Genomic DNA, 19,162 nt, shown 5'->3' on the forward strand with positions numbered 1-19,162 from the left:
CAACTCAGGGACATGGGTCTTCGGAACGGAGGAGAACATCTATGCAGCTCGGAATGAGCGAGAGTGCGCGCTTCAGCACGGCGGAGGAAGCCTGCTTCCGTATCAGCTATCCCAATTCGCGGCCCCGCAAGTCGCGGATCATCGCGCTGGATTCGGCAAGTCTCAAGACACTCCGCAACCTTGCCGGCCTCGCCTGGAACGGTGCGCGCTTCCTCAGCTACGTGGCACCCAAGCCGGCGAGCGATACGCTGCACATGCTGTCCGTCGACGCGGAGCTCGAGGACCTGGACGGCAAACGCTCCAGCCTTGTCGACGAGCTCGCGGATGCGGACGTGGTGGTGATGGTGACGACGGCCGGCAATGCCGCGGAGGCGGCCGAAGTCATCGGGAATGCCTGTTTCGTGCGCAACAAGCTGGCCACTGGCCTGGTGCTGAGCGCGCCCGACGTGGCCTACGAAGTGCTGTCGCGCACACTCTCCAACATGCGTCCATTCGCGGCCATGCTCGTGATTTCCAATGGCGACGAATATGTCGGCGAGATGCTGAGTGCCTTGAGGGTTTGAGATCGGTCGGGCGGCGTTGCCGGATACCAGCGTAATCGTGTTATGGACGAGCCACGAGCCTACAATCGGATGACCTGATCATGAACGCACCCAAGAACCAGACTGCGCAGCAAGACAAGGGCCCCGCCACCCGAAACCGCCTTTCGTCGGTGGCGACCGCCATCCACCTCTTGAAGGCCTTTACCGAGAACGAAGCGGAAATCGGTGTGAGCGCGCTCGCGAAGAAGCTCAAAGTGGCGAAGAGCACCGTACACCGGCTTGCTCAGACCCTGGTTTCCGAGGGGCTTCTCGAGCAAAACCCGCAGACGGAGCGTTATCGCCTGGGCGTTGGTCTTTTCGCGCTCGGCACGCTCGTGCGTCGGCGCATGGATCTGCCGAACGAGGCGCGCCCGTATCTGTTCGATCTCAGAAAACTGACGGGCGAGACGATCATTCTCGGCATCCCCTCGGATGGCGAAGTCATGCATATCTACGATCTCGAAAGCCCGCAGGCGCTGGCGATGAAATCGGATCTCGGTGCGCGCAAGCCCGCCCATTGCAGCGCGGTCGGCAGAGCGATCTACGCCTTCGCGAGCCCCGCCGTTGTGGACCAGGTACTGACCGGTCAGCTCAAGCGTCGCACCCCGAAATCGGTCACGGATCCGGAGCGATTGCGCGCGATTTTCGCTGAGGTGCGCGAGCGTGGCTTTGCGCTCGAAGACGAAGAAAACGAGCCGGGTATCCGTGGGATCGCGGCACCCGTTCGCGATTCCACCGGTGCCGTCATCGGCGCGGTCGGCATCGCAGGCCCTCTGCAGCGCCTCTCGATCGAGGCCCTTGAAGGATTTTCGCAGCCGCTTCTTGCCGCGGTCGCGTCCATTTCATCCCGCCTTGGTTACACGGCGGCCTACCAGCATGACCTAGGGAGTTGACGATGCCGACGATTGCAGTCCAGGGAAGCGAGACAAAGTGGCAGTGCGCAGACGATGATACGATCATGCGATCGGCCCTCAGGGCCGGGCTGGGCTTTCCCTACGAATGCAACGTCGGTTCCTGCGGCAATTGCCGTTTCGACCTCCTGGAAGGCGACATCGTCGAGATGCGCGCCGACGCACCGGGGCTGAGCGAGCGTGATCGGGAAAGAGGACGCCGGCTCGGTTGCCAGGCCCGCCCCCTGGGCGACTGCGTCGTCAAACTCAGGTTCATGCCGCAATATGCGAGCCATTTCCCGCCGATTCGCCAGTTCGCCACACTTTCGGCCGTTCGCGATATCACCCACGATATACGTGAATTCCGCTTCAAACTCGATCGGCCCGTCCATTTTCTGGCCGGCCAGTATGCTCTCCTCGACCTTCCGGGCGTGCAGGGCAATCGGGCCTACTCCATGGCAAACATCGATAACGACGCCGGCGAATGGCACTTCCAGGTGAGGCGCGTGCCGAATGGCTTGGCGACGGCCAAGCTTTTCGATGCCCTTCAAATTGGTGCGCGGATCGGCGTCGATGGTCCCTACGGAATGGCCTATTTTCGCGAGGAGGCAGAGCGGGACATCATCTGTCTTGCCGGCGGGTCGGGTCTCTCGCCGATGATCTCGGTCGCGCGTGCGGCCGCCGCTTCGGCGCGTTTTTCCGGGCGTTCCATCGATTTCGTCTATGGCGGGCGTACCGCACGCGACATCTGCGGTGAAGACATGCTGTCGGAGCTGCCGCGTTTCGGTACCCACATCCGCTATCATCCGGTCGTGTCGAACGGCGACGATGGTGCCTGGCCCGGCCATCGCGGCTTTGTCCACGAAGCCGCAGAACGGCTGTTTGGCGACAGGCTTCGCGATTGCGAGATCTATTTTGCCGGTCCCCCGTTGATGGGGCAGGCGATCCAGAAAATGCTAATTGACCTCGGCGTACCGTCGGCCCAGGTTCATTTTGATCAGTTCTACTGAGACGGCACAATCACATGCTGGGACATGCAATGAAGCTGCGCCAACTTGCCTATTTCGTGAAGGTCGTCGAAGTCGGGAACATCACGCGCGCGGCTGAACAACTGAACCTCGCGCAGACCGCCCTCGGTATCCAGATCCGAAATCTGGAGGACAACCTGCAAATCCAGCTCCTAGACCGGCATTCCCGCGGCGTGAGCGCGACGCCCGCCGGAATGCTGCTTTACGAGCGGGCAATCGAGATACTGCAGCGTATCGAGGAAACGCGGCGCGATCTGATTGCGCTTGGGGGCGAGAAGGTCCGTATCCGCTTCGGAGCGACGCCGAGCATCCTGAAGCTGATCGGCACCGAACTGCTTGTTGCCGCCAACGCACAGCTGCCCAATATCGCGCTTGAGGTGGTCGAAGAGCTGAGCTTCGTGCTGACGGATGCGTTGGAACGAGGCGAGCTCGACTATGTGCTTGCCTATGACATCGAGGACAATCCCGGCGTTCGCCGGGTCGCGTTGCTTGAAGAGGAGCTCCTTCATGTCGCCGCGCCAAGCGGCAAGGATGAGGAGGGCGATATCTCCTTCCGCCAGGCCGTCGCCGGTGACCTTGCCCTTGTCTCCAACCGGGACATCATCTGGAAGCGCGTGCAGGAAACGGCGTCAAGGCTCTCCGTCGACGTGAAGATCACCTATCAGGTGCAGTCCAACGAGGCGATCAAGGCTCTGGTGTTGCATGGGGTGGCGCAGAGCATCATGCCCTACGGGATTGTGGCCGAAGAGGTGAAGAAAGGCCTGATCACGGCCCGCCGCATCGCGCGGCCGGCCGTGAAGCGCACGCTTTTCCTTGCGCATCCGAGCCACCGTGGCTTTGCCGACGAGCGGCCGTTCCTCGCATTCATTGACCGTATGGTCGATCGGCTGACGGTGGAGGTTGGCCCCTATGCGCATACGATCGACAGGCTCTTGCCGGTCGAGCAAGCGGATTTCGTTTGAGCAAGCCTATAGGTTTTATCTTGGACATCCGCTTCCGTGCGTTCGATGATCGGCACCATCGAAACGGGAGGACGGGAGAGGAAGCTGCGACGGACCGCTGGTAGTCCAACCCATGTGGGGGACTGCCGTCGGTTGGCAGCTCCGTCCTCGGGATGCCAGGGAGAAGATTCTGAGTTCGCTGCTACGTTTGTCGTTCGGTTGTTGGGATTACGACCGGATGCGCCCCCTCATGGACAAGACGATCGCTCCCGACGGTATAGATCTTGTCTTTTTGAACATGCCGGTCGAAGAAACCTTCTTCCGCATGCTGCGTCATCGGGAGTTCGACATCGCGGAGATGTCCCTGTCGTCCTATGTGATGTCGTGTTTTTCAGAGCCACGACCATTCGTGGCCATTCCGGTGTTCCCGTCGCGCTTCTTCCGGCATTCCTCGATTTATGTGAACGCGAATGCCGGCATCGGTGAACCGCGAGATCTTGTTGGAAAACGGGTCGGAACGCCGGAATACCAGATGACCGCGCCCGTATGGATCAGAGGCATCCTATCGGACGAATATGGCGTCAAGGTCGACGACGTGACCTATTTCGCCGGTGGTGAGGAACAACCGAACCGACCGGAAAAGCTTCCGCTCGACCTGCCGGAGCATATCCGCTTGAAGCGGCTCGGGCCGGATCAGACCCTCTCGACGATGTTGAGGGATGGTGACATCGATGCGCTCTACACCGCGCGCAAGCCCTCTTCCTATGGCGGACCATCGGGGCAGGTGCGGCGTCTGTTCGAGAACTTCGTCGAGGTCGAGCGGGCCTACTTCCGCAAGACGAACATATTCCCGATCATGCATACGATCGTCATACGCCGCGAACTCTATGAAGCCCATCGCTGGATCGCGCAATCGCTCTACAAGGCCTTTGGGGAAGCCCAGCGCCGAGTCTACCGCGACCTGCAGGAGACGGCAGCCCTGAAGGTCATGCTGCCCTGGCTCAGCGCCCACGTCGAGGAGGCGAGGCGGCTGATGGGGGACGACTATTGGAGCTATGGATTCAAACAGAACCGGCAAACGCTCGATACCTTCCTTCGCTATTCCTACGAGCAAGGACTGTCGAAACGGCAGCTTTGCGCGGAGGATATCTTCGCGCCGGAGACCATGGAAAGCTTCGTCATCTGACGACCGGCCCAGGCCGGCCACGATCGCCAGGATCGATTTGAAAACAATATCTTGGCCTCGGCAATAATTGCCCTCGCCCTGCCATGCGGTAGCCGCATGGCAGGGCTGTGTGCGTTGCTCTTTTCTTTGTTGCGCTGCAGCATTATATGCTCTGCATATACAACGGAGAGATGAGATATGACGACGATGGTCGCGCGCTACGCAAACACGAACTGGGTCAGCAGCATGTTTGGTGGTTTCAAGAATGGCATGAGCCTGTTCAACGCTGCGCAGGAATGCGCTGCTGCCACGCGCGAACGTCGCACTCCTTCCGCCAGCGCACTTCACACGCTCGGTCTCGACGAGGCCGCATTCCGCCGGGCCGTCAAGCGCGCCTGATTGAATGTCTCTTCCTGGATCCTTCCGCCATCCTGCTGCGGAAGATGCGTGAACAGACGAATAAAAAAGCCGCCTCAACCGAGGCGGCTTTTTTTTGTGCTTGCGGCGAAGCTTGGTTTGCAACACGCCGCGCCCTGCGGGGCGATCAGGACGCGATCAGATGTAGCCCGCCAGAAGGCCGACGCCCGCCAGTGCCATCGCGCCGCCGCCGAAGCGCATGGCGGTTGTGGCGCGGCCGCTCAAGCGAGCGATGATGCTGCCAATGCCGATGCCGGCGATATGCAGGAGGGCCGTCGCCGCCATGAAGCCGATCGCGTACTGCTGGCCGGAAGCATCAAGCGGCATTTCTGCGCCATGTGCGTAGCCGTGGAAAATCGCGAAGAGGCCGACAATGCCCATTGCTGCGACAGTGGGTGCGTTCCACCGCAAGGCAACGACAAGACCGAGCACGACCACGGATGCTGCGATTCCGGTTTCGACAAAGGGAACGGCGACGCCTTCCATGCCGAGAAGGCCACCGACTGCCATCATCGCGACGAAGCTTGCCGGCACCAGCCAGAGTGCTCGCCCGCCAAGGATGGCGGCAAACATGCCGACGGCAACCATTGCGAGAACGTGATCAAGGCCGCCCACCGGGTGCATGAAGCCATGGCCAAGCCCGCCTGCCGGGCCGATCCCGGTGTGAGCATAGGCGACGGCTGGAAGAGATGCGGTGGCCAAGGCCAGCAGACCGCTCCTGATTGCTGCTTTCATTTCTCGATTCCCTTGATGTTTCGAATGATTCTGCAGATCCCAGGCGCTCGACAGCGGCGCGATTTGTCGTAAGGGGTTACTCTGCTGACATTGAAGATCGGCCATCTCCAAGGGAAAGTAAATTTTAATCTCTTTACCTCCGCATTAAGTTTTTCTATTGTCCGCCTATGAAAAACATCACTTTTCGCCAGCTGAAGTCTGTGCGTGCGATCGAGAAACACGGTAAGATCGTCGGCGCTGCGAAAGTGCTTGGTCTGACGGCGCCTGCCGTGACGCTGCAGCTCAAGCAGATCGAGGCCGAAGCCGGAATTCCTCTGTTCGATCGGATGGCGCACGGCATGTTTCCGACCGAGGCGGGCCATGCTGTTCTTTCCGCTGCGCGCGACATTGAGGAGCGGCTTGCTCAACTCGGTGAAGAACTCGACGCTTTCAAGGGAGTAAAGCGCGGCCACATCGCCGTCGGCGCCGTCTCGACGGTCAAGTATTTTGCCGAGCCGATGATCAGCGCCTTTGCGGCCACCTATCCGGACGTCAACCTTGAACTGTTCATCGAGCGGCGGGCCGAAACGGTCGAGCGTCTTCGCAACCGTACGATCGACGTCGCGCTGCTCGGCCGGCCGCCCAGGGAGTTTTCGGTTCGTGCGGCGATCTTCGGCGAGCATTCTCTCGTCGCCGTGAGCGCGCGCCACCACCCGCTGGTCGGAAAGCATGCAATCTCAAAAGCGGAAATTGCGCGAGAGCATTTCTATCTTCGCAGTCCGGATTCCGGGACACGCATCTTCTTCGACCGTTTCATGAGCGAAATCCCCGGGCGTGCGGATGGCCCGAACACCGAGATGGAGTCGATCGAAGACATCAAGCGGGCGATACTTTCCGACAATGGCGTGGCCTTTCTCGCCGCCCATAGTGTGGCGGCGGAGGTTCAGGCCGGAAAGCTTGCGATCCTCGATGTAATCGGCCTGCCCATTCGGCGGCAATGGTTTGCCGTCACCCGGACGGACCGAGCAATGACGCCGCTGATTGCCGCCTTCGAAAACTTCCTCTCAAGCGAGGGGGAAAAGTTCCTGCCGGATTTCTTCGGGCTGGAAGACGCATCCGCCTGACGGGGATGCGTCCCCCGTGGACGATCAGGCGGTGCCGGCGACCTTGCGCAGAAACTCGATCACCCGTGCGTTCGTGGCTGTCGAGGTTTGGCCCGAAACCGGGACATCCCAATATTCGGAGCCGGGAATGCACTCCTGGAAGTAGCGAGCAGCGGACGTGGCATGGGACGCGTCCGCGCCGGGGATGATGAGCGTGGGTATATCGAGCCGCAACAGGTCTTCCGGCTCGGCGCCGGGCGCGGTGTCGCGGTCGAGCAGTGTGCGCACCATGCCTGCGACGAGCACCTTGTAGTGATCGACGTTCTGGCGAACATAGCGAGCGGCGAACTCCTTGTCGTGCCGCAGCACCGAAACCCACGGTCCGCTACGCGGGTCCGCGCCGAAGGGCTTGTTGCTTTCGCCGGCGAGCGTCACGACGGCCTCAAGGCCGTTTTGGTGAACGAAAGTCAGGTGTTCGGCAAAGCGCTGGTGGCCTGCCATGCGGTAACGTGCGCCGCCCACCGGCCAGAACAGCACGTTGCCGAGAACCGTTTCCGGATGCTCGACGGCGAAGGCGGCGGCGACACTGCAGCCCATGCAGCCCCCCATCAGGAAGGCCTTGTCGAAGCCCAGATGGTGCAGCAGCCCCTTGCCCTGCCGCACGTAATCCGACCATGTCACCCGCTCAACGCGTCCTCCGGATTGCCCGGTCTCGCGCCGGTCGAAGGTGATGCAGGTAAAATGATTCGGTAGTTGATCCAGAAACTGGATCTCGGCATAGATGCCCTGCGTCCGCCATTTCTCCAGCGTCGCGTCAAATCCACCCGGCGAATACATCAACAGCGGCGGTCCCGAACCGAGCACCTCGTAGCGAGTTGCAATTCCATCGATCGTCGTCGTTGCCATGATCAAACCTCACATTCGTTATGCACGGCGTCATCGTCCAGCCGCGCGCATCCCCGGCCGGCGGATGCCGCGCCAGGTTTCCTGTTCGAAACGGACCTGCAGGCCGGCTCGATGCTAAACGCCTTCGCAACCGAGCTGGCGCAGGCAGTCGTCGACCCAAAGCTTCGGGTCGAGTTTACCAGCGAGCGTATTGGCGAGTGTCTTTGCCTCTGCTTCGTTCTTGGACTTCGCAAGGGCATGAATCCGGCCGGTGTCATCGTGGGGAACGCAGACCAGGCCATCCTCGTCGCCGAGGATCAGATCGCCGGGTTCGATGATCATCCCTCCGATGGAGATCGGTACGTTGATCTCTCCGGGGCCGTCCTTGTAGGGACCGCGATGCGTGATGCCGGCGGCAAAGACCGGGAAGCTGTTGGTCCTGATCCAGCCGTAGTCCCTGACGGCGCCGTTGATGACCACACCGTGGGTGCCAATGGCGCGCGCGTGGGAGAGCATCAGCTCGCCCACAAGCGCGTTGGTGAGGTCTCCGCCGGCATCGACGACGATCACGTCACCGGGACCAGCCATCAGCAGGGCCTTGTGGATCATCAGATTGTCACCCGGCCTTGTCTTGACCGTGAAGGCGGCACCCGCAAGCACGCCGCCGGCGTGGAGCGGGCGAAGATCCGGTCCCGCTGCAGACATGCGAGACATGACGTCGCTGACATTTGCGACGGGGACATCGCGAAACAACTCGATCGTTTCGGCGCTCACGCGCCGGCGACGTTCGACAATTCGGAAACCAAGCGTCATTTCCATTCCTCCCGCAGGCCCGGTCACATCCACGGCATCAGCGATGCGTGGATGACGTCGGGCACGCCGTGGCCGCCGACGGAGCGGATGGCGAGGTCTGCATCCTTGAGCCCGAAGGTATGGGTGGTGATCTTTTCCAGAGGGAACCGGTTGGAGGCAATCTGCTCAAGAGCAAGCTCACAGGCGAGGTAGCTGTGGCCGCGGGCGCTCTTGATGGTGATCGCCTTGGTGGTCACCTTTTCAAGGGGGAAGTTCGGGAACTCCTTCATCTCGCCCTGGACGAGGATAGTGCCGGCCTTCCGCTTCAATGCCTCCACGCCGAGGAGGATCGGGATCGTGCCGGCGCCGGCCGTGCAGTCGAGGGAGATATCGACACCCTTTCCGCCGGTGATCTCCATGATACGGGCGAGAGGGTCTTCCTGCTGAACGTCGATGACATAATCGGCTCCAAGCGCCTTGGCGACCTCCAGCCGGGCGGCGTCCTTCGTCGTTCCCGTCACGATGATGAGCGAGGCGCCTGCCTGCTTGCAGACCACGGTCTGCGACAGGCCCTGCTGGCCCGGCCCCTGGATGAGCACGGTGGAATTATAGCCGACGCCCGCGTCGAAGAGCGACCATTCGACGCCGTTGGCCATTGGAGTGACAAGACCGGCGAGTTCGGGCGTCACGCCCTTGGGTACGCGGTGAACCACTGCGTTCCACGGCAGATAGACATATTGGGCGAAACCGCCCCACAGGTGCGGCGCGCGTTCGGCCGAGGTATAGCCATAGCGAATGCCTTCGGGATTGTTGCGCCAGTCGGTATTTTCGCAATGGCGATACTGGCCCTGGTGGCACCATTGGCATTTGCCGCACATGACGTAGTGCTCGACGAAGACGAGGTCGCCTTCCTTGAAGCCCTTGCGGCGGGTGAATTCACGACCAGCCTTGGCGATGTAGCCGATGTTCTCGTGACCCATGATGGTGGGCGCATTGTTCGGCGGGCTTTTGAACAGCTTGACGTCGGTGCCGCAAATGCCGGCGACTTCCATCTTCAGTAGGGCAGCGTCTTCCGGGATGTCGGGCATGGGGAATTCGCGCATTTCCATCTTCCCCGGGCCGGTGCGGACCGCTGCGAGTACCTGTTGCGTCATCTCTTCATCCTTTCGAGTGCTGTCCGACGGCGGGCATGCCCGGCATGCCGTTTTCGCCCGGTTGGTTTTTCCGAATTGGTTTTTGACAGGCCGGATGCCGGCCCTCTAAGTATTGGGATGCCATCCGCCTTTAATGTCGGCAGGCCAGGATCGAAACCATGCTCAAATCGTCTGCAGACCGTTCCGAAGCGCTCGCTGCCACCCGCCGGGTGAAGGCCTGGACGCGTGAACGCTTTTCGCTGGACGAGGACGTCGTGGTCGTGGTGTCCGAGGTTGCGTGTGGCCTTCCCGGATGCCCGCCACTGGAGACCATCGTCGCCTTCTGGACCGCGCCCGACCGACGCCATCAGTTCAAGGCTTTCAAACGTGTTGCAGACGTCACCGAAGACGACCTGCCGCCGTACTGGATGAAGGATGCGATCCTGTCCGACGGCGACATGTCCTGCTGCTGACGAAAAAGACGCGGCGACCATGGCTAACGTCCGGCCCAGCCTGGGCGCCCGCGTTTGGTGAGCTGCGCATCGAGGCGCGGATAGACGCGCCGTGCGTTGCCTTCAAAGACCTTGTAGCGGCTTTCTTCGTCGAGCGTCGTCAGCTGGTCGATGTAGCGCTTGGTGTCGTCGTAGTGGTGGCCTGTCTGCGGATCGATGCCCTTGACCGCGCCGAGCATTTCGGACGCGAACAGAATGTTGTCGATCGGGATGACCTTGGCCATCAGCTCGATGCCCGGATAGTGGTAGACGCATGTGTCGAAGAAGACGTTGTTGAGCAGGTGATCCGTAAGGAGCGGCTTCTTCATTTCCTGCGCCAGACCGCGGTAGCGCCCCCAATGGAACGGTACCGCCCCGCCGCCATGCGGGATCACGAACCTCAGCGTCGGGAAGTCCTTGAACAGGTCGCCCTGTATCAACTGCATGAAGGCCGTCGTGTCGCCGTTGATGTAATGCGCCCCCGTGTGATGGAAACAAGGATTGCAGGACGACGTCACATGGATCATGGCCGGAACGTCGAGTTCACAGAGCTTTTCGTAGAGCGGATACCATTGGCGGTCGGTGAGCGGTGGGTCGGTCCAATAGCCACCGGATGGGTCGGGGTTGAGGTTGACGCCGACGAACCCGAGTTCGGTGACGATACGCTCGAGTTCAGGGATACAGTTCTTCGGCGGCGCGCCGGGATGCTGGGGCAACTGTCCGACCGCTGCAAAGTTGTCCGGCAGGAGCGTGCAGATACGGTGGATCAAATCATTGGACATTTGCGACCACTGCATGCTGACGGCTTCCGTGCCGACATGATGGGCCATGCCGGCGGCGCGCGGAGAGAAAATCGTCAGGTCGCTGCCGCGTTCCCTCTGGAATGCCAATTGCGGCTCAACGGACTTCAGTAGCATCTCGTCGGTGATGCCGAGATCGGTGGTGAGCGGACGGCGCATCGGATCCGCGAGGCCAGCGAGCTGCCGGTCGCGGAACAGGTGCAGAGCTTGCGGCTCGGTCGTGTAGTGTCCGTGAATGTCGATGATCATGGCGATATCCTTGAATGCCATTTCATGGGGCGCGGAGCCGAACGTCAGATCGCGGGGTAGAGCTCGCGGGCGTCATAGGTGCGCGGCGTGATGCCTTGCTCGGCGGAATAGGCAAAGGCGAGCTGCAGCGAATCCCTGTTTGCCTCAAGCCCGTAGGCGGGCGGCGGTGCAGCGCCATCGGCGACAGCCAGGCGGCGTGCCTCCTCGAACATTTCCGTCAGTTCGCCGGGGAGCCAGGGATGCTCCTCGATGAGCGCCGTCTTGACGGCAACAGTGTGATTGATGGGCACGATACCGGTGCGCGCAATCCAGGCTTCTGCGGTCGCCTCCGCGTCCGGGATCACGGTGCGAATGCCTGCGGGATCGACGTCGCGCTCACCCATGATGGCTGCGAGCGCGCCCGAGAGCATCAAGGGGCGAAGCGCCATTTCGCTGCGGTTGCGCTCGGTGTTCGCAGGATCCTGGTATTCGCCGAGATGGGCGTCTTCCATGGTGACCCAGGTGATGCCGTCGAGATCGACGCCATATTCATGCTGGAGGAAACCGCGGACCCAAACGCCGGAGGTCTGAGCATATGCCCGCACGCCGACCCGGGTTCCCGCCAGATTCCGCGGACCTGCAATTGACGATGCGGCGGGACAGACGAGATTGGTGTGGGGCAGACGGCTCCAAAGCGGGATCGCGAGACCGGTGATCGGTTTTCCATAGTGATGCGCCAGCAGGTGCGTGACGATCGCCATTTCCGAAACGTCGAGGTCACCACCGCGAACCATCGTGCGGAAAGCCTTGGGCAAGGGCTCGAAGTCTTCGAACACCAACTCCACTCGGTTCGAGCGGACGCGTCCGTCCTTCAGTGGCTTGACGTGATCGTGCTTTCCAAGCGCCGTTTTCAGCACCAGCGGGTGCGCCATCTTCCTTTCCTCCCGAAATAGAAGAGTGTTCCTTTATATGGAACAGCGTTCTTTTTTAAGTATCATACTGTGAATCGGAGTGCGGTCAATCGCGCCGCGCCAAAATTATCCGTTGTAAGGAGAAGCCTGGGGGTGTTCAGCGAACGATGCGTGCGCCTCAGACCTGTCCGGCGAGGCTCAAGATGAAGTAGAGGGCACCGGCCGCTGCCAGCAGCGGGTAGGGGCCGAGCTTTGTCCGCAGGAGGACGATGCCGGCCGCAAGAGTGGTTGCCAATTCGACCGCCGAGAACTGCGCGGAGCGGCCTACGGCGAAGACACCCGCAAAGATCAATCCGACCGCCACCGGAGCCAGACCTTTTTCCGCCGCGATTGCCCAGGGACGGCCTCGGTGTCGCTGCCAGTAGCTTCCGACGGCGCAAATGAGGATCGATGACGGCAGAAAGATCGCAAGTGTCGCGAGCACCGCGCCCAGAATGCCGCTCACTTCCCAGCCTATGAGCGAGACGATCATCGTCCCCGGCCCGGGTGCCGCTCGCGATATTGCGTAAAGATCGGTGAAGCGGGCAGCGCTCAGCATGTGCTGTGCGTCGACGGTCTGATGCTGGAGGCTCGCGATGATGGTTTGGCCGCCGCCAAAGGAAACGAGGGACAGCGGGATGCACATCATGATGAGATTGAGGAGCTTGCCGTCATCCATGATGCGACCTCCGCCGTTCAAGCCAGAAAGTGGCGGCGACACTGATGGGGATAGCGCCTGCGACGATCAGGACGAGAGGCCAGCGCAAGACGCCGACTGTCAGGAACACCGCAATCGCGATGCCGATCGGCAAAACGTGGGGCTTCAGCCGGCGCGCCGTCTTTATGCCCATGGTCAGGCTCGAGGCGATGCCGACGCAGGCAAGCCCGCGCAGAACTGCCTGTGCCTCCGGATAGCTGCGCAGCTGTTGATAGGTAAAGCTTAAGGCCAGGATCGCAAGGAAGGCGGGCATGATCATGCCGCACAGCGCCGCGGCCGCTCCCCGCAACCCGGAAAGCTTCAAGCCGATGTAGACGGCGAGGTTGACCGGATTGGCGCCTGGCATGATCTGCGCGATCGTCAGTGTCTGCAGGAACTCCTGGTCCGTCAGCCAGCGCCGGCGCTCGACGATTTCACGATGTGTCCAGCCCGTCATTCCGCCGCCAAACGACGAAGCGCCGAGCCGGAGGAAGGACGAGAGCAGGTCTAGAACCGGGACAGGTTGAACCGCGACTGGCGCGCATTCTCCTACGGGCTTGTCCATCTCTCCTCCGGGAACGATGCGGGTCGGCCTGATACCTTATGATGGGCGTGATCACGGCCCGGGAAAGCGCGGCAAACTGCTGTCGGCGCTGGAGCAGATGCTAAGAGGCGAGCCGCCGCGAAGTCCACGCCATTTCGGCTTAGCCTCGAAGTAAGAAAAACTTAGCGCGGCGCGCCGGCTTGCCGGGGTTGCGGTCGATAAGAAAACGAGCCTGGGTTGGAAACGCAGCTCCAACCATGCGCGGCTTGCCGACGCATCCGCCGCAAGCCAACCTATAAGCTCATGAAATACATAGAGAAAATTGGACAAATCGTGACGCTGACCGATCGCCGTCTCAAGGGCTGCCAAACGCTGCCCGCGCAAAAACTGCTGGACTAAGCATAATTTTTTGCTTTGGACAAAGATTGGGCCGGTGGCACTAATTGACAAAAGCGAACGGCAAGCAGCCGACGCAAAATGACGGCAATCACCCAGCTTGCGGGAGGAGATCGCAAGCGATTGCCCGACGGGACTCATCGCCTTGGCGATGTCATCCCGTCCTACGGGAGGTGGAACCAGAAATGATCGAGACTATGTTCGGGGCGCTCTACAATCTTGTGAGCACGCCCCACATCATGGGTCTCATGCTGATTGCGGTCGTCTTCGGCCTGCTCGTCGGCGTGACGCCCGGCATCGGTGGGAAGCTTTCCATCGCCATGGCTATTCCATTCGTCTATGGCATGGACATGGTGGCCGGTGCGGTTTTCCTCTTGACGATGCATGCCGTCAACGGAACCAGCGGCCAGATCTCCAGTATCATGTTCGGCATTCCGGGCGACGGCGACGACGCTGCGACGACGCTCGACGGGTATCCGCTTGCCAAGCAAGGGCAGGCGGCGCGGGCGCTCGGTGCCAGTATCACCGCGTCCGGCGTTGGCGGCATCATCGGCGCAGTTGTTTTTGCCGTGATGATCCCGGTGCTCGAACCGGTCATCTTGATGTTCAGCCCCGCGGAATTCTTCCTGATCGCCCTGCTCGGCATCAGCTTCATCGCCTTCCTGGCCAGTGGCAGCAAGATCGTGAAGGGCCTGATTGTCGGGTTCTACGGTCTGATGCTGTCGACCGTCGGCATGGATCCGATCACCGGCACCGCTCGTTACGCCGGTGACATGCTGTTCCTCTGGGACGGTGTCAGCCTGGTCACCGCCGTTCTCGCCATGTTTGCCGTGCCGGAAATGCTGGCGCTCGCCACCAAGGGCGGTGCGATCTCGGCAGTGCCGATGGACAAGGCGTTCTCATACCGTCAGCTGTTTTCGGGCGTCATGGAAGTGCCCCGCCATTGGTGGCTCGTCATCCGCACGTCGATTATCGGCGCTATTATCGGCATGATCCCGGGGCTTGGCGGCTCGACCGCGGCCTGGCTTTGATACGGTCACGCCGTCCAAAGCTCGAAAACGCCGGAGCGGTTCGGCAAGGGCGCGATCGAAGGCGTTATCGCCCCTGAAACCGCCAGCAATGGCAAGGAAGGCGGCTCGCTTCTTCCCACCCTCTTCTTCGGCATTCCGGGAAGTTCCGGCATGGCGGTTCTGCTCGGCGCCTTCCTTATTCTCGGCATCCAGCCGGGCGCGATGATGGTCACCAAGCACCTCGACCTGGTTTGGACGCTGATCTGGGCGCTGGTGGTCGGCAACCTGATCGCCGTTGGCATCCTGCTGTTCGCCTGCCGCTGGATTGCCGTGCTGACCTTCGTGAACGGGCGCATGCTCGCTCCGTTCATCCTGATCTTCGTCACGATCGGCTGTTTCGTCAGCGACGTGCAGTGGCAGAACCTGGTGCTCCTCGTTCTCTTCAGCGCGGTCGGCTACGGCTTCCAGCGTGCCGGCTGGCCACGTTCACCCTTCGTGATCGGTCTGGTTCTCGGCGGACAGGCGGAGGCCTCGCTCCATCAGGCTCTGCAGTTGTGGGGATACTCCTTCTTCCTGCGCCCGATGTCGCTCGTATTGATCAGCATGATCGTCGCCCTGATGGCCTACGCCTTCTATCGCAACTTCCGGCCAAGCAGCTCGCATCCGGGCGTGGAGGTCAACACATGAGACGCTTTACATTCAGCACCTGGCTCACCGTCGGCATGCTCGCCTTCTTCTGCGTAATGGTGGGACTGTCGATGGAGTTCCCGGCAAAGGCCCGCTTCATGCCGCTGATCGTGGGTATTCCGGCAATTGGGCTCTGTCTCATCCAGCTGGCGATCGACCTTTTCCATTCGCCGAAGAGTGCCTTCCACGGTGCCCCGCGCGCAGGTGTTGCCCATGTCCCGGGCCCCGAGCCGGAGCTGCCCGAGTTCGGTCCGCACACCGTGCGGCAGGAACTCACCATGTTGACCTACTTCGTAACCTTCGTGGTGGGCATCGTGGTCCTCGGCTTCTATGTGAGCGTGCCGATCCTTCTGCTGACGTTCCTGCGATTGCAGGCCGAGGCGTCGTGGAAGATGACCATCTCACTTGCTGTCGGCGCGACGGCCTTTCTCTACCTGATGTTCGGCGCGCTGCTGCACATCCAGCTGTTCAGCGGCTTCTTCACGCCCTGGCTCCTGAGGTCGATCGGTATCGGCATGGCCTGAATGCCGCAGCGAAAAGGGCGCCCGCTGGGCGGGCGCCCGGAAAAGCAAAAACGGGAATTGTGACGGCACAGGTTGGTTCGGCCAACGGTGAAAGGCGCCGCCTGCGCGGCAAGCCTGCTACTGGTTTGGCGAACGGCTGTGAATTCGGGAGGACGAAATGCACATCAATCGACGGGTTTCGGCAGTGGCCATTTCCACGGGGTTTCTTGTTGCGGGGATGAACGTGGCTGGCGCGGAGGACGGTGCCGGTTTCTTCGACGGCAAGACGATCACCTATATCGTCGCGACATCGCCCGGCGGCGTCTACGACACCAATGGCAGGCTGGTTGCCCAGTACATGCAGAAGCATTTGCCGGGCTCGACCTTCGTCGTTCAGAACATGCCGGGCGCCGGGCATCTGATCGGCACCAACTACATCTACGCATCAGAACCAGACGGCCTGACGTTCGGTACCTTCAATACCGGCCTGATCTACGGCCAGCTCAGCGGTGATCCGAACATCAAGTTCGATCTGACGAAAATGTCCTGGATCGGCAAGGTTGCCTCCGATCCTCGGGTGATCATCGTCACGAAGGAGTCCGGCATCGAAAGCTTCGAGCAGCTTCGCTCACTCGATCAGCCGATCAAGTTTGCCACCGCGGGCAAGGGCAGTGCCTCGATGATCGAGGCTACATTGTTCGTGAAGGCGCTGAAGCTGCCGATCCAGGTCGTGTCGGGTTACAATGGCAACGAAGACCAGCTCGCAATGATGCGCGGTGAAGTCCAGGGCGTGATCGGCTCTCGCTCGGAGTTCCAGCAATTCGTGGACGAAGGAAAGGGTCGCTTCGTCGCGCAGATCGGAGGCAGCGATACGGATGTTCCGCAGCTGTCGTCGATGATTGACGGTGACACGGCGCGGCAAGTCGTGGCCCTGATTGAATCGCAAAGCGGGATTTCGCGGCTGACGGCGGGCCCGGCGGACATGCCGGACGATCGTCTGAAGGCGCTGCGAGATGCTTATGTCGCCGCCACGTCTGACCCGGAATTCATCGAAAAGGCGCGCACGCTGGGCCTGCCCGTCGATCCGCTTGTCGGAAACGATGTCGGCGCTCTGGTCGAAAAGGCACTCGATCAGAAACCCGATGTCATCGAGGCACTGAAGGAAGCTTTGAGCGAGGGTTGAGGCTCGCTCTTAAACATAACTACAACAAGGAGGGAACCCAATGAATATGAACCGCATCCATAAGGCCGTCGTCGCTGTTGCGACCATGGCCGCCGTCATGGCAACTCCGGCACTGGCGCAGGAGGGCGCCGAGTTTTTCAACGGCAAGACGGTGAACTATATCGTCGCCACGGCTCCGGGTGGTGGCTACGACACCAACGCGCGCCTCGTCGCCCAGTTCATGCAGAAGAACCTGCCGGGCTCGACCTTCGTGGTTCAGAACATGCCCGGCGCCGGCCATCTGATCGGCACCAACTACGTCTATGCCTCCGAAGCGGACGGCCTCACCTTCGGCACGTTCAATACAGGCCTCATCTATGGCCAGCTGGCGGGCGATCCGGGCATCAAGTTCGACCTCGGCAAGATGTCCTGGATCGGCAAGGTCGCTTCGGATCCGCGTGTCATCGTCGTCACCAAGGCTTCGGGCATTGAAAGCTACGAGCAGCTCAAGAACAGCAAGGAGCCGGTAAAGTTTGCCTCTGCCGGTGTCGGAAGCGCTTCGACGGTCGAAACGACCATGCTCGTCAAGGCGCTCGGTCTGCCGGTCGAGATCATCTCGGGCTACAACGGCAGCGACGACCAGCTCGCCATGCGCCGAGGCGAAGTACAGGGCATTATCGCCTCGCGTTCGTCCTTCCAGCAGTTCGTCGATGAAGGCAATGCGAAGATCATCGCCCAGATCGGCGGATCGGAAACGGACGTGCCGCAACTGTCCTCTCTGGTCGACAACGCTGATGCGCAGAAGGTGATCGCGCTTGTGGCATCGCAGAGCAACATCTCGCGTCTGACGGCCGGCCCGGCCGGCATTCCTGAGGACCGCCTGAAGGCCCTGCGTGACGCCTATGCCAAGGCGGTCGCCGATCCGGAGTTCCTCGAAAAGGCCAAGCAACTGGGCCTGCCGATCGACCCGAAGGTCGGTGACGACGTCGCAAACGTGGTCAAGGCTGCCCTCGACCAGTCTCCGGAGATCGTCAGCATTCTCCAAGATACGCTGAAGAAGGACTGATCCTGACCAAAAAGAGCGGGCAGCCTCTTGGTTGCCCGCTTTTCGGCCTGTTGGAGGCCACGTCGGCCGCAGGGAGGATTGCGTCCAGGCGGGCCATGACGTTTTCGAGGTGGAAATGAGAGTAGCAGTCATCGGGTCGGGCGAAATGGGGCTTGCCATGGGCGGCCACATGCTCCGAAAGGGCTTTGACGTTTCGGCCTTCGACGTCGACGCGGAGCGGCTGCGGCAGGCCGGCGAACTGGGACTCCAGCCGAAGGAAAGCCTGGCCGACGCGGCCCGATCCGCGGAGATGTTCCTGCTTGTCGTTGCCAACGATCAGCAAGTGATAGACGTCTGCGATGGGCTTTCGGAGGCGGTCGGCGCCACCATCGTCGTTGCTGCGACCATCAGTCCGGAGACCATGCTTGGTCTGAAACCGCGTATCGAGGAGCGCGGGCAGCGTCTCGTCGATGCGCCCGTGGTCTACGGTGCCTCCGGCGCACGCGACGGAACGCTGTTGTCGCTATGCGGCGGCGAAGCGTCAGATGTGGAGAGCGTACGCCCCGTGCTGTCCAGTTACAGTCGGGACGTGGTGCATGTCGGTCCGCTCGGTGCCGGGCAAGTCGCCAAGTCCTGCAACAATTTGCTGCACTGGATTCATTGCGTGGCGAACTTCGAAGCTCTTTTGATTGCCAAACGTTACGGGATCGATGCGCAACGCATGCGCGAAATCCTGCTGGCCTGTCCCGGTGCCAACGGGACGCTTGCCCGGTGGGATACGACCCGCTTCACCTGGCAGGAGAAGGACATGGACGTGACCATGGATCTTGCGCAAAAAGCGGGGCTGATGCTCCCGCTTTCGGCGCAGGTCGATCAGCTGGTCAAGACGTTGAAGGCATCTGACGTAAAGGCTCTGCTCTATGGACCGGAGGCGACCTATCTTGGCCGCACCGTGCGTCCGCTTTCCGCCGGCGAGGGCGGCCTGGGCTAGCGCCGGGGC

Annotated in this window: 21 protein-coding genes and 1 pseudogene; 14 read left to right on the top strand and 8 right to left on the bottom strand. The window is 61.3% G+C overall.

Going from position 1 to position 19,162, the window contains the following annotated elements:
• Positions 1–41: 41 nt before the first annotated feature.
• From I8N66_RS02895 to I8N66_RS02920, 6 genes are all read left to right on the top strand, one after another.
• Positions 42–563: a hypothetical protein gene (locus I8N66_RS02895; RefSeq protein WP_113537008.1), complete on the top strand. Its 522-nt coding sequence runs from the start codon at positions 42–44 to the stop codon at positions 561–563.
• A gap of 80 nt (positions 564–643) precedes the next feature.
• On the top strand, positions 644–1,474 hold the full coding sequence (locus tag I8N66_RS02900) for an IclR family transcriptional regulator (protein WP_291149428.1): 831 nt from the start codon (positions 644–646) through the stop codon (positions 1,472–1,474).
• Positions 1,475–1,476: 2 nt separating this feature from the next.
• Positions 1,477–2,481, top strand: a complete 1,005-nt coding sequence (locus I8N66_RS02905) for an FAD-binding oxidoreductase (protein ID WP_291149431.1) — start codon at positions 1,477–1,479, stop codon at positions 2,479–2,481.
• A gap of 29 nt (positions 2,482–2,510) precedes the next feature.
• Entirely contained in the window at positions 2,511–3,461 is a 951-nt protein-coding gene (locus I8N66_RS02910; RefSeq protein WP_162768701.1) for a LysR family transcriptional regulator, read from the top strand.
• Positions 3,462–3,690: 229 nt separating this feature from the next.
• Positions 3,691–4,626, top strand: a complete 936-nt coding sequence (locus I8N66_RS02915) for an ABC transporter substrate-binding protein (protein WP_291149436.1) — start codon at positions 3,691–3,693, stop codon at positions 4,624–4,626.
• A gap of 177 nt (positions 4,627–4,803) precedes the next feature.
• Positions 4,804–5,004, top strand: coding sequence for a hypothetical protein (locus tag I8N66_RS02920; protein WP_291149439.1), 201 nt, complete (start codon positions 4,804–4,806; stop codon positions 5,002–5,004).
• A 156-nt stretch (positions 5,005–5,160) separates the two neighbouring features.
• Here the strand turns inward: I8N66_RS02920 and I8N66_RS02925 are convergent, their stop codons facing one another.
• A complete protein-coding gene (locus tag I8N66_RS02925; protein ID WP_291149441.1) occupies positions 5,161–5,757 on the bottom strand; it encodes a HupE/UreJ family protein in 597 nt (198 codons plus the stop codon).
• 167 nt (positions 5,758–5,924) lie between these two features.
• On the opposite strand from I8N66_RS02925, the gene I8N66_RS02930 reads away from it, so the two are divergent.
• A complete protein-coding gene (locus I8N66_RS02930) occupies positions 5,925–6,860 on the top strand; it encodes a LysR family transcriptional regulator (RefSeq protein WP_291149442.1) in 936 nt (311 codons plus the stop codon).
• A gap of 24 nt (positions 6,861–6,884) precedes the next feature.
• Here the strand turns inward: I8N66_RS02930 and I8N66_RS02935 are convergent, their stop codons facing one another.
• The 3 genes from I8N66_RS02935 to I8N66_RS02945 all read right to left on the bottom strand — a co-directional run bounded on the left by I8N66_RS02935 (position 6,885) and on the right by I8N66_RS02945 (position 9,670).
• A complete protein-coding gene (locus tag I8N66_RS02935) occupies positions 6,885–7,745 on the bottom strand; it encodes an alpha/beta hydrolase (RefSeq protein ID WP_291149445.1) in 861 nt (286 codons plus the stop codon).
• A gap of 114 nt (positions 7,746–7,859) precedes the next feature.
• Positions 7,860–8,537 (bottom strand): RraA family protein, encoded by a 678-nt coding sequence (locus I8N66_RS02940; RefSeq protein ID WP_291149448.1) that lies wholly within the window; start codon positions 8,535–8,537, stop codon positions 7,860–7,862.
• Positions 8,538–8,560: 23 nt separating this feature from the next.
• The gene (locus I8N66_RS02945; RefSeq protein ID WP_291149451.1) at positions 8,561–9,670 is read right to left on the bottom strand and encodes an alcohol dehydrogenase catalytic domain-containing protein; all 1,110 of its coding nucleotides are present in this window, start codon (positions 9,668–9,670) and stop codon (positions 8,561–8,563) included.
• Between the two features lie 158 nt (positions 9,671–9,828).
• Between I8N66_RS02945 and I8N66_RS02950 the strand changes: the two genes are divergently transcribed.
• Positions 9,829–10,122: a hypothetical protein gene (locus I8N66_RS02950; RefSeq protein WP_291149453.1), complete on the top strand. Its 294-nt coding sequence runs from the start codon at positions 9,829–9,831 to the stop codon at positions 10,120–10,122.
• 23 nt (positions 10,123–10,145) lie between these two features.
• On the opposite strand, the gene I8N66_RS02955 is transcribed toward I8N66_RS02950, so the two are convergent.
• The 4 genes from I8N66_RS02955 to I8N66_RS02970 form a co-directional block, all read right to left on the bottom strand.
• Positions 10,146–11,189 carry an amidohydrolase family protein gene (locus I8N66_RS02955; protein WP_291149455.1) on the bottom strand — a complete coding sequence of 348 codons (1,044 nt, stop codon included), beginning with the start codon at positions 11,187–11,189 and terminating at the stop codon, positions 10,146–10,148.
• 44 nt (positions 11,190–11,233) lie between these two features.
• On the bottom strand, positions 11,234–12,100 hold the full coding sequence (locus I8N66_RS02960) for a phosphate ABC transporter substrate-binding protein (RefSeq protein ID WP_291149458.1): 867 nt from the start codon (positions 12,098–12,100) through the stop codon (positions 11,234–11,236).
• A 157-nt stretch (positions 12,101–12,257) separates the two neighbouring features.
• Entirely contained in the window at positions 12,258–12,797 is a 540-nt protein-coding gene (locus tag I8N66_RS02965) for a chromate transporter (protein WP_223729551.1), read from the bottom strand.
• Complete coding sequence (locus I8N66_RS02970) at positions 12,790–13,380, bottom strand: chromate transporter (protein WP_291149466.1); 591 nt, start codon at positions 13,378–13,380, stop codon at positions 12,790–12,792. Before I8N66_RS02970 ends, I8N66_RS02965 begins: the two co-directional genes overlap by 8 nt.
• 216 nt (positions 13,381–13,596) lie before the next feature.
• Between I8N66_RS02970 and I8N66_RS02975 the strand changes: the two genes are divergently transcribed.
• The 6 genes and pseudogenes from I8N66_RS02975 to I8N66_RS03000 all read left to right on the top strand — a co-directional run bounded on the left by I8N66_RS02975 (position 13,597) and on the right by I8N66_RS03000 (position 19,153).
• Positions 13,597–13,758 (top strand): hypothetical protein, encoded by a 162-nt coding sequence (locus I8N66_RS02975; protein ID WP_291149469.1) that lies wholly within the window; start codon positions 13,597–13,599, stop codon positions 13,756–13,758.
• Positions 13,759–14,003: 245 nt separating this feature from the next.
• Positions 14,004–15,452: pseudogene (locus I8N66_RS02980) on the top strand (tripartite tricarboxylate transporter permease).
• The gene (locus I8N66_RS02985) at positions 15,449–15,976 is read left to right on the top strand and encodes a tripartite tricarboxylate transporter TctB family protein (RefSeq protein ID WP_291149471.1); all 528 of its coding nucleotides are present in this window, start codon (positions 15,449–15,451) and stop codon (positions 15,974–15,976) included. The pseudogene I8N66_RS02980 and the gene I8N66_RS02985 overlap by 4 nt, the downstream one beginning before the upstream one ends.
• Positions 15,977–16,133: 157 nt before the next feature.
• A complete protein-coding gene (locus tag I8N66_RS02990) occupies positions 16,134–17,138 on the top strand; it encodes a tripartite tricarboxylate transporter substrate-binding protein (protein WP_291149474.1) in 1,005 nt (334 codons plus the stop codon).
• 40 nt (positions 17,139–17,178) lie between these two features.
• Positions 17,179–18,183, top strand: a complete 1,005-nt coding sequence (locus I8N66_RS02995) for a tripartite tricarboxylate transporter substrate-binding protein (protein ID WP_113537024.1) — start codon at positions 17,179–17,181, stop codon at positions 18,181–18,183.
• Between the two features lie 115 nt (positions 18,184–18,298).
• Complete coding sequence (locus I8N66_RS03000) at positions 18,299–19,153, top strand: NAD(P)-dependent oxidoreductase (protein ID WP_291149480.1); 855 nt, start codon at positions 18,299–18,301, stop codon at positions 19,151–19,153.
• The last annotated feature ends 9 nt before the right edge of the window (positions 19,154–19,162 follow it).

Origin of the sequence: Ensifer sp. SSB1 (assembly GCF_016652895.1) — a bacterium.
Classification (GTDB): domain Bacteria; phylum Pseudomonadota; class Alphaproteobacteria; order Rhizobiales; family Rhizobiaceae; genus Ensifer.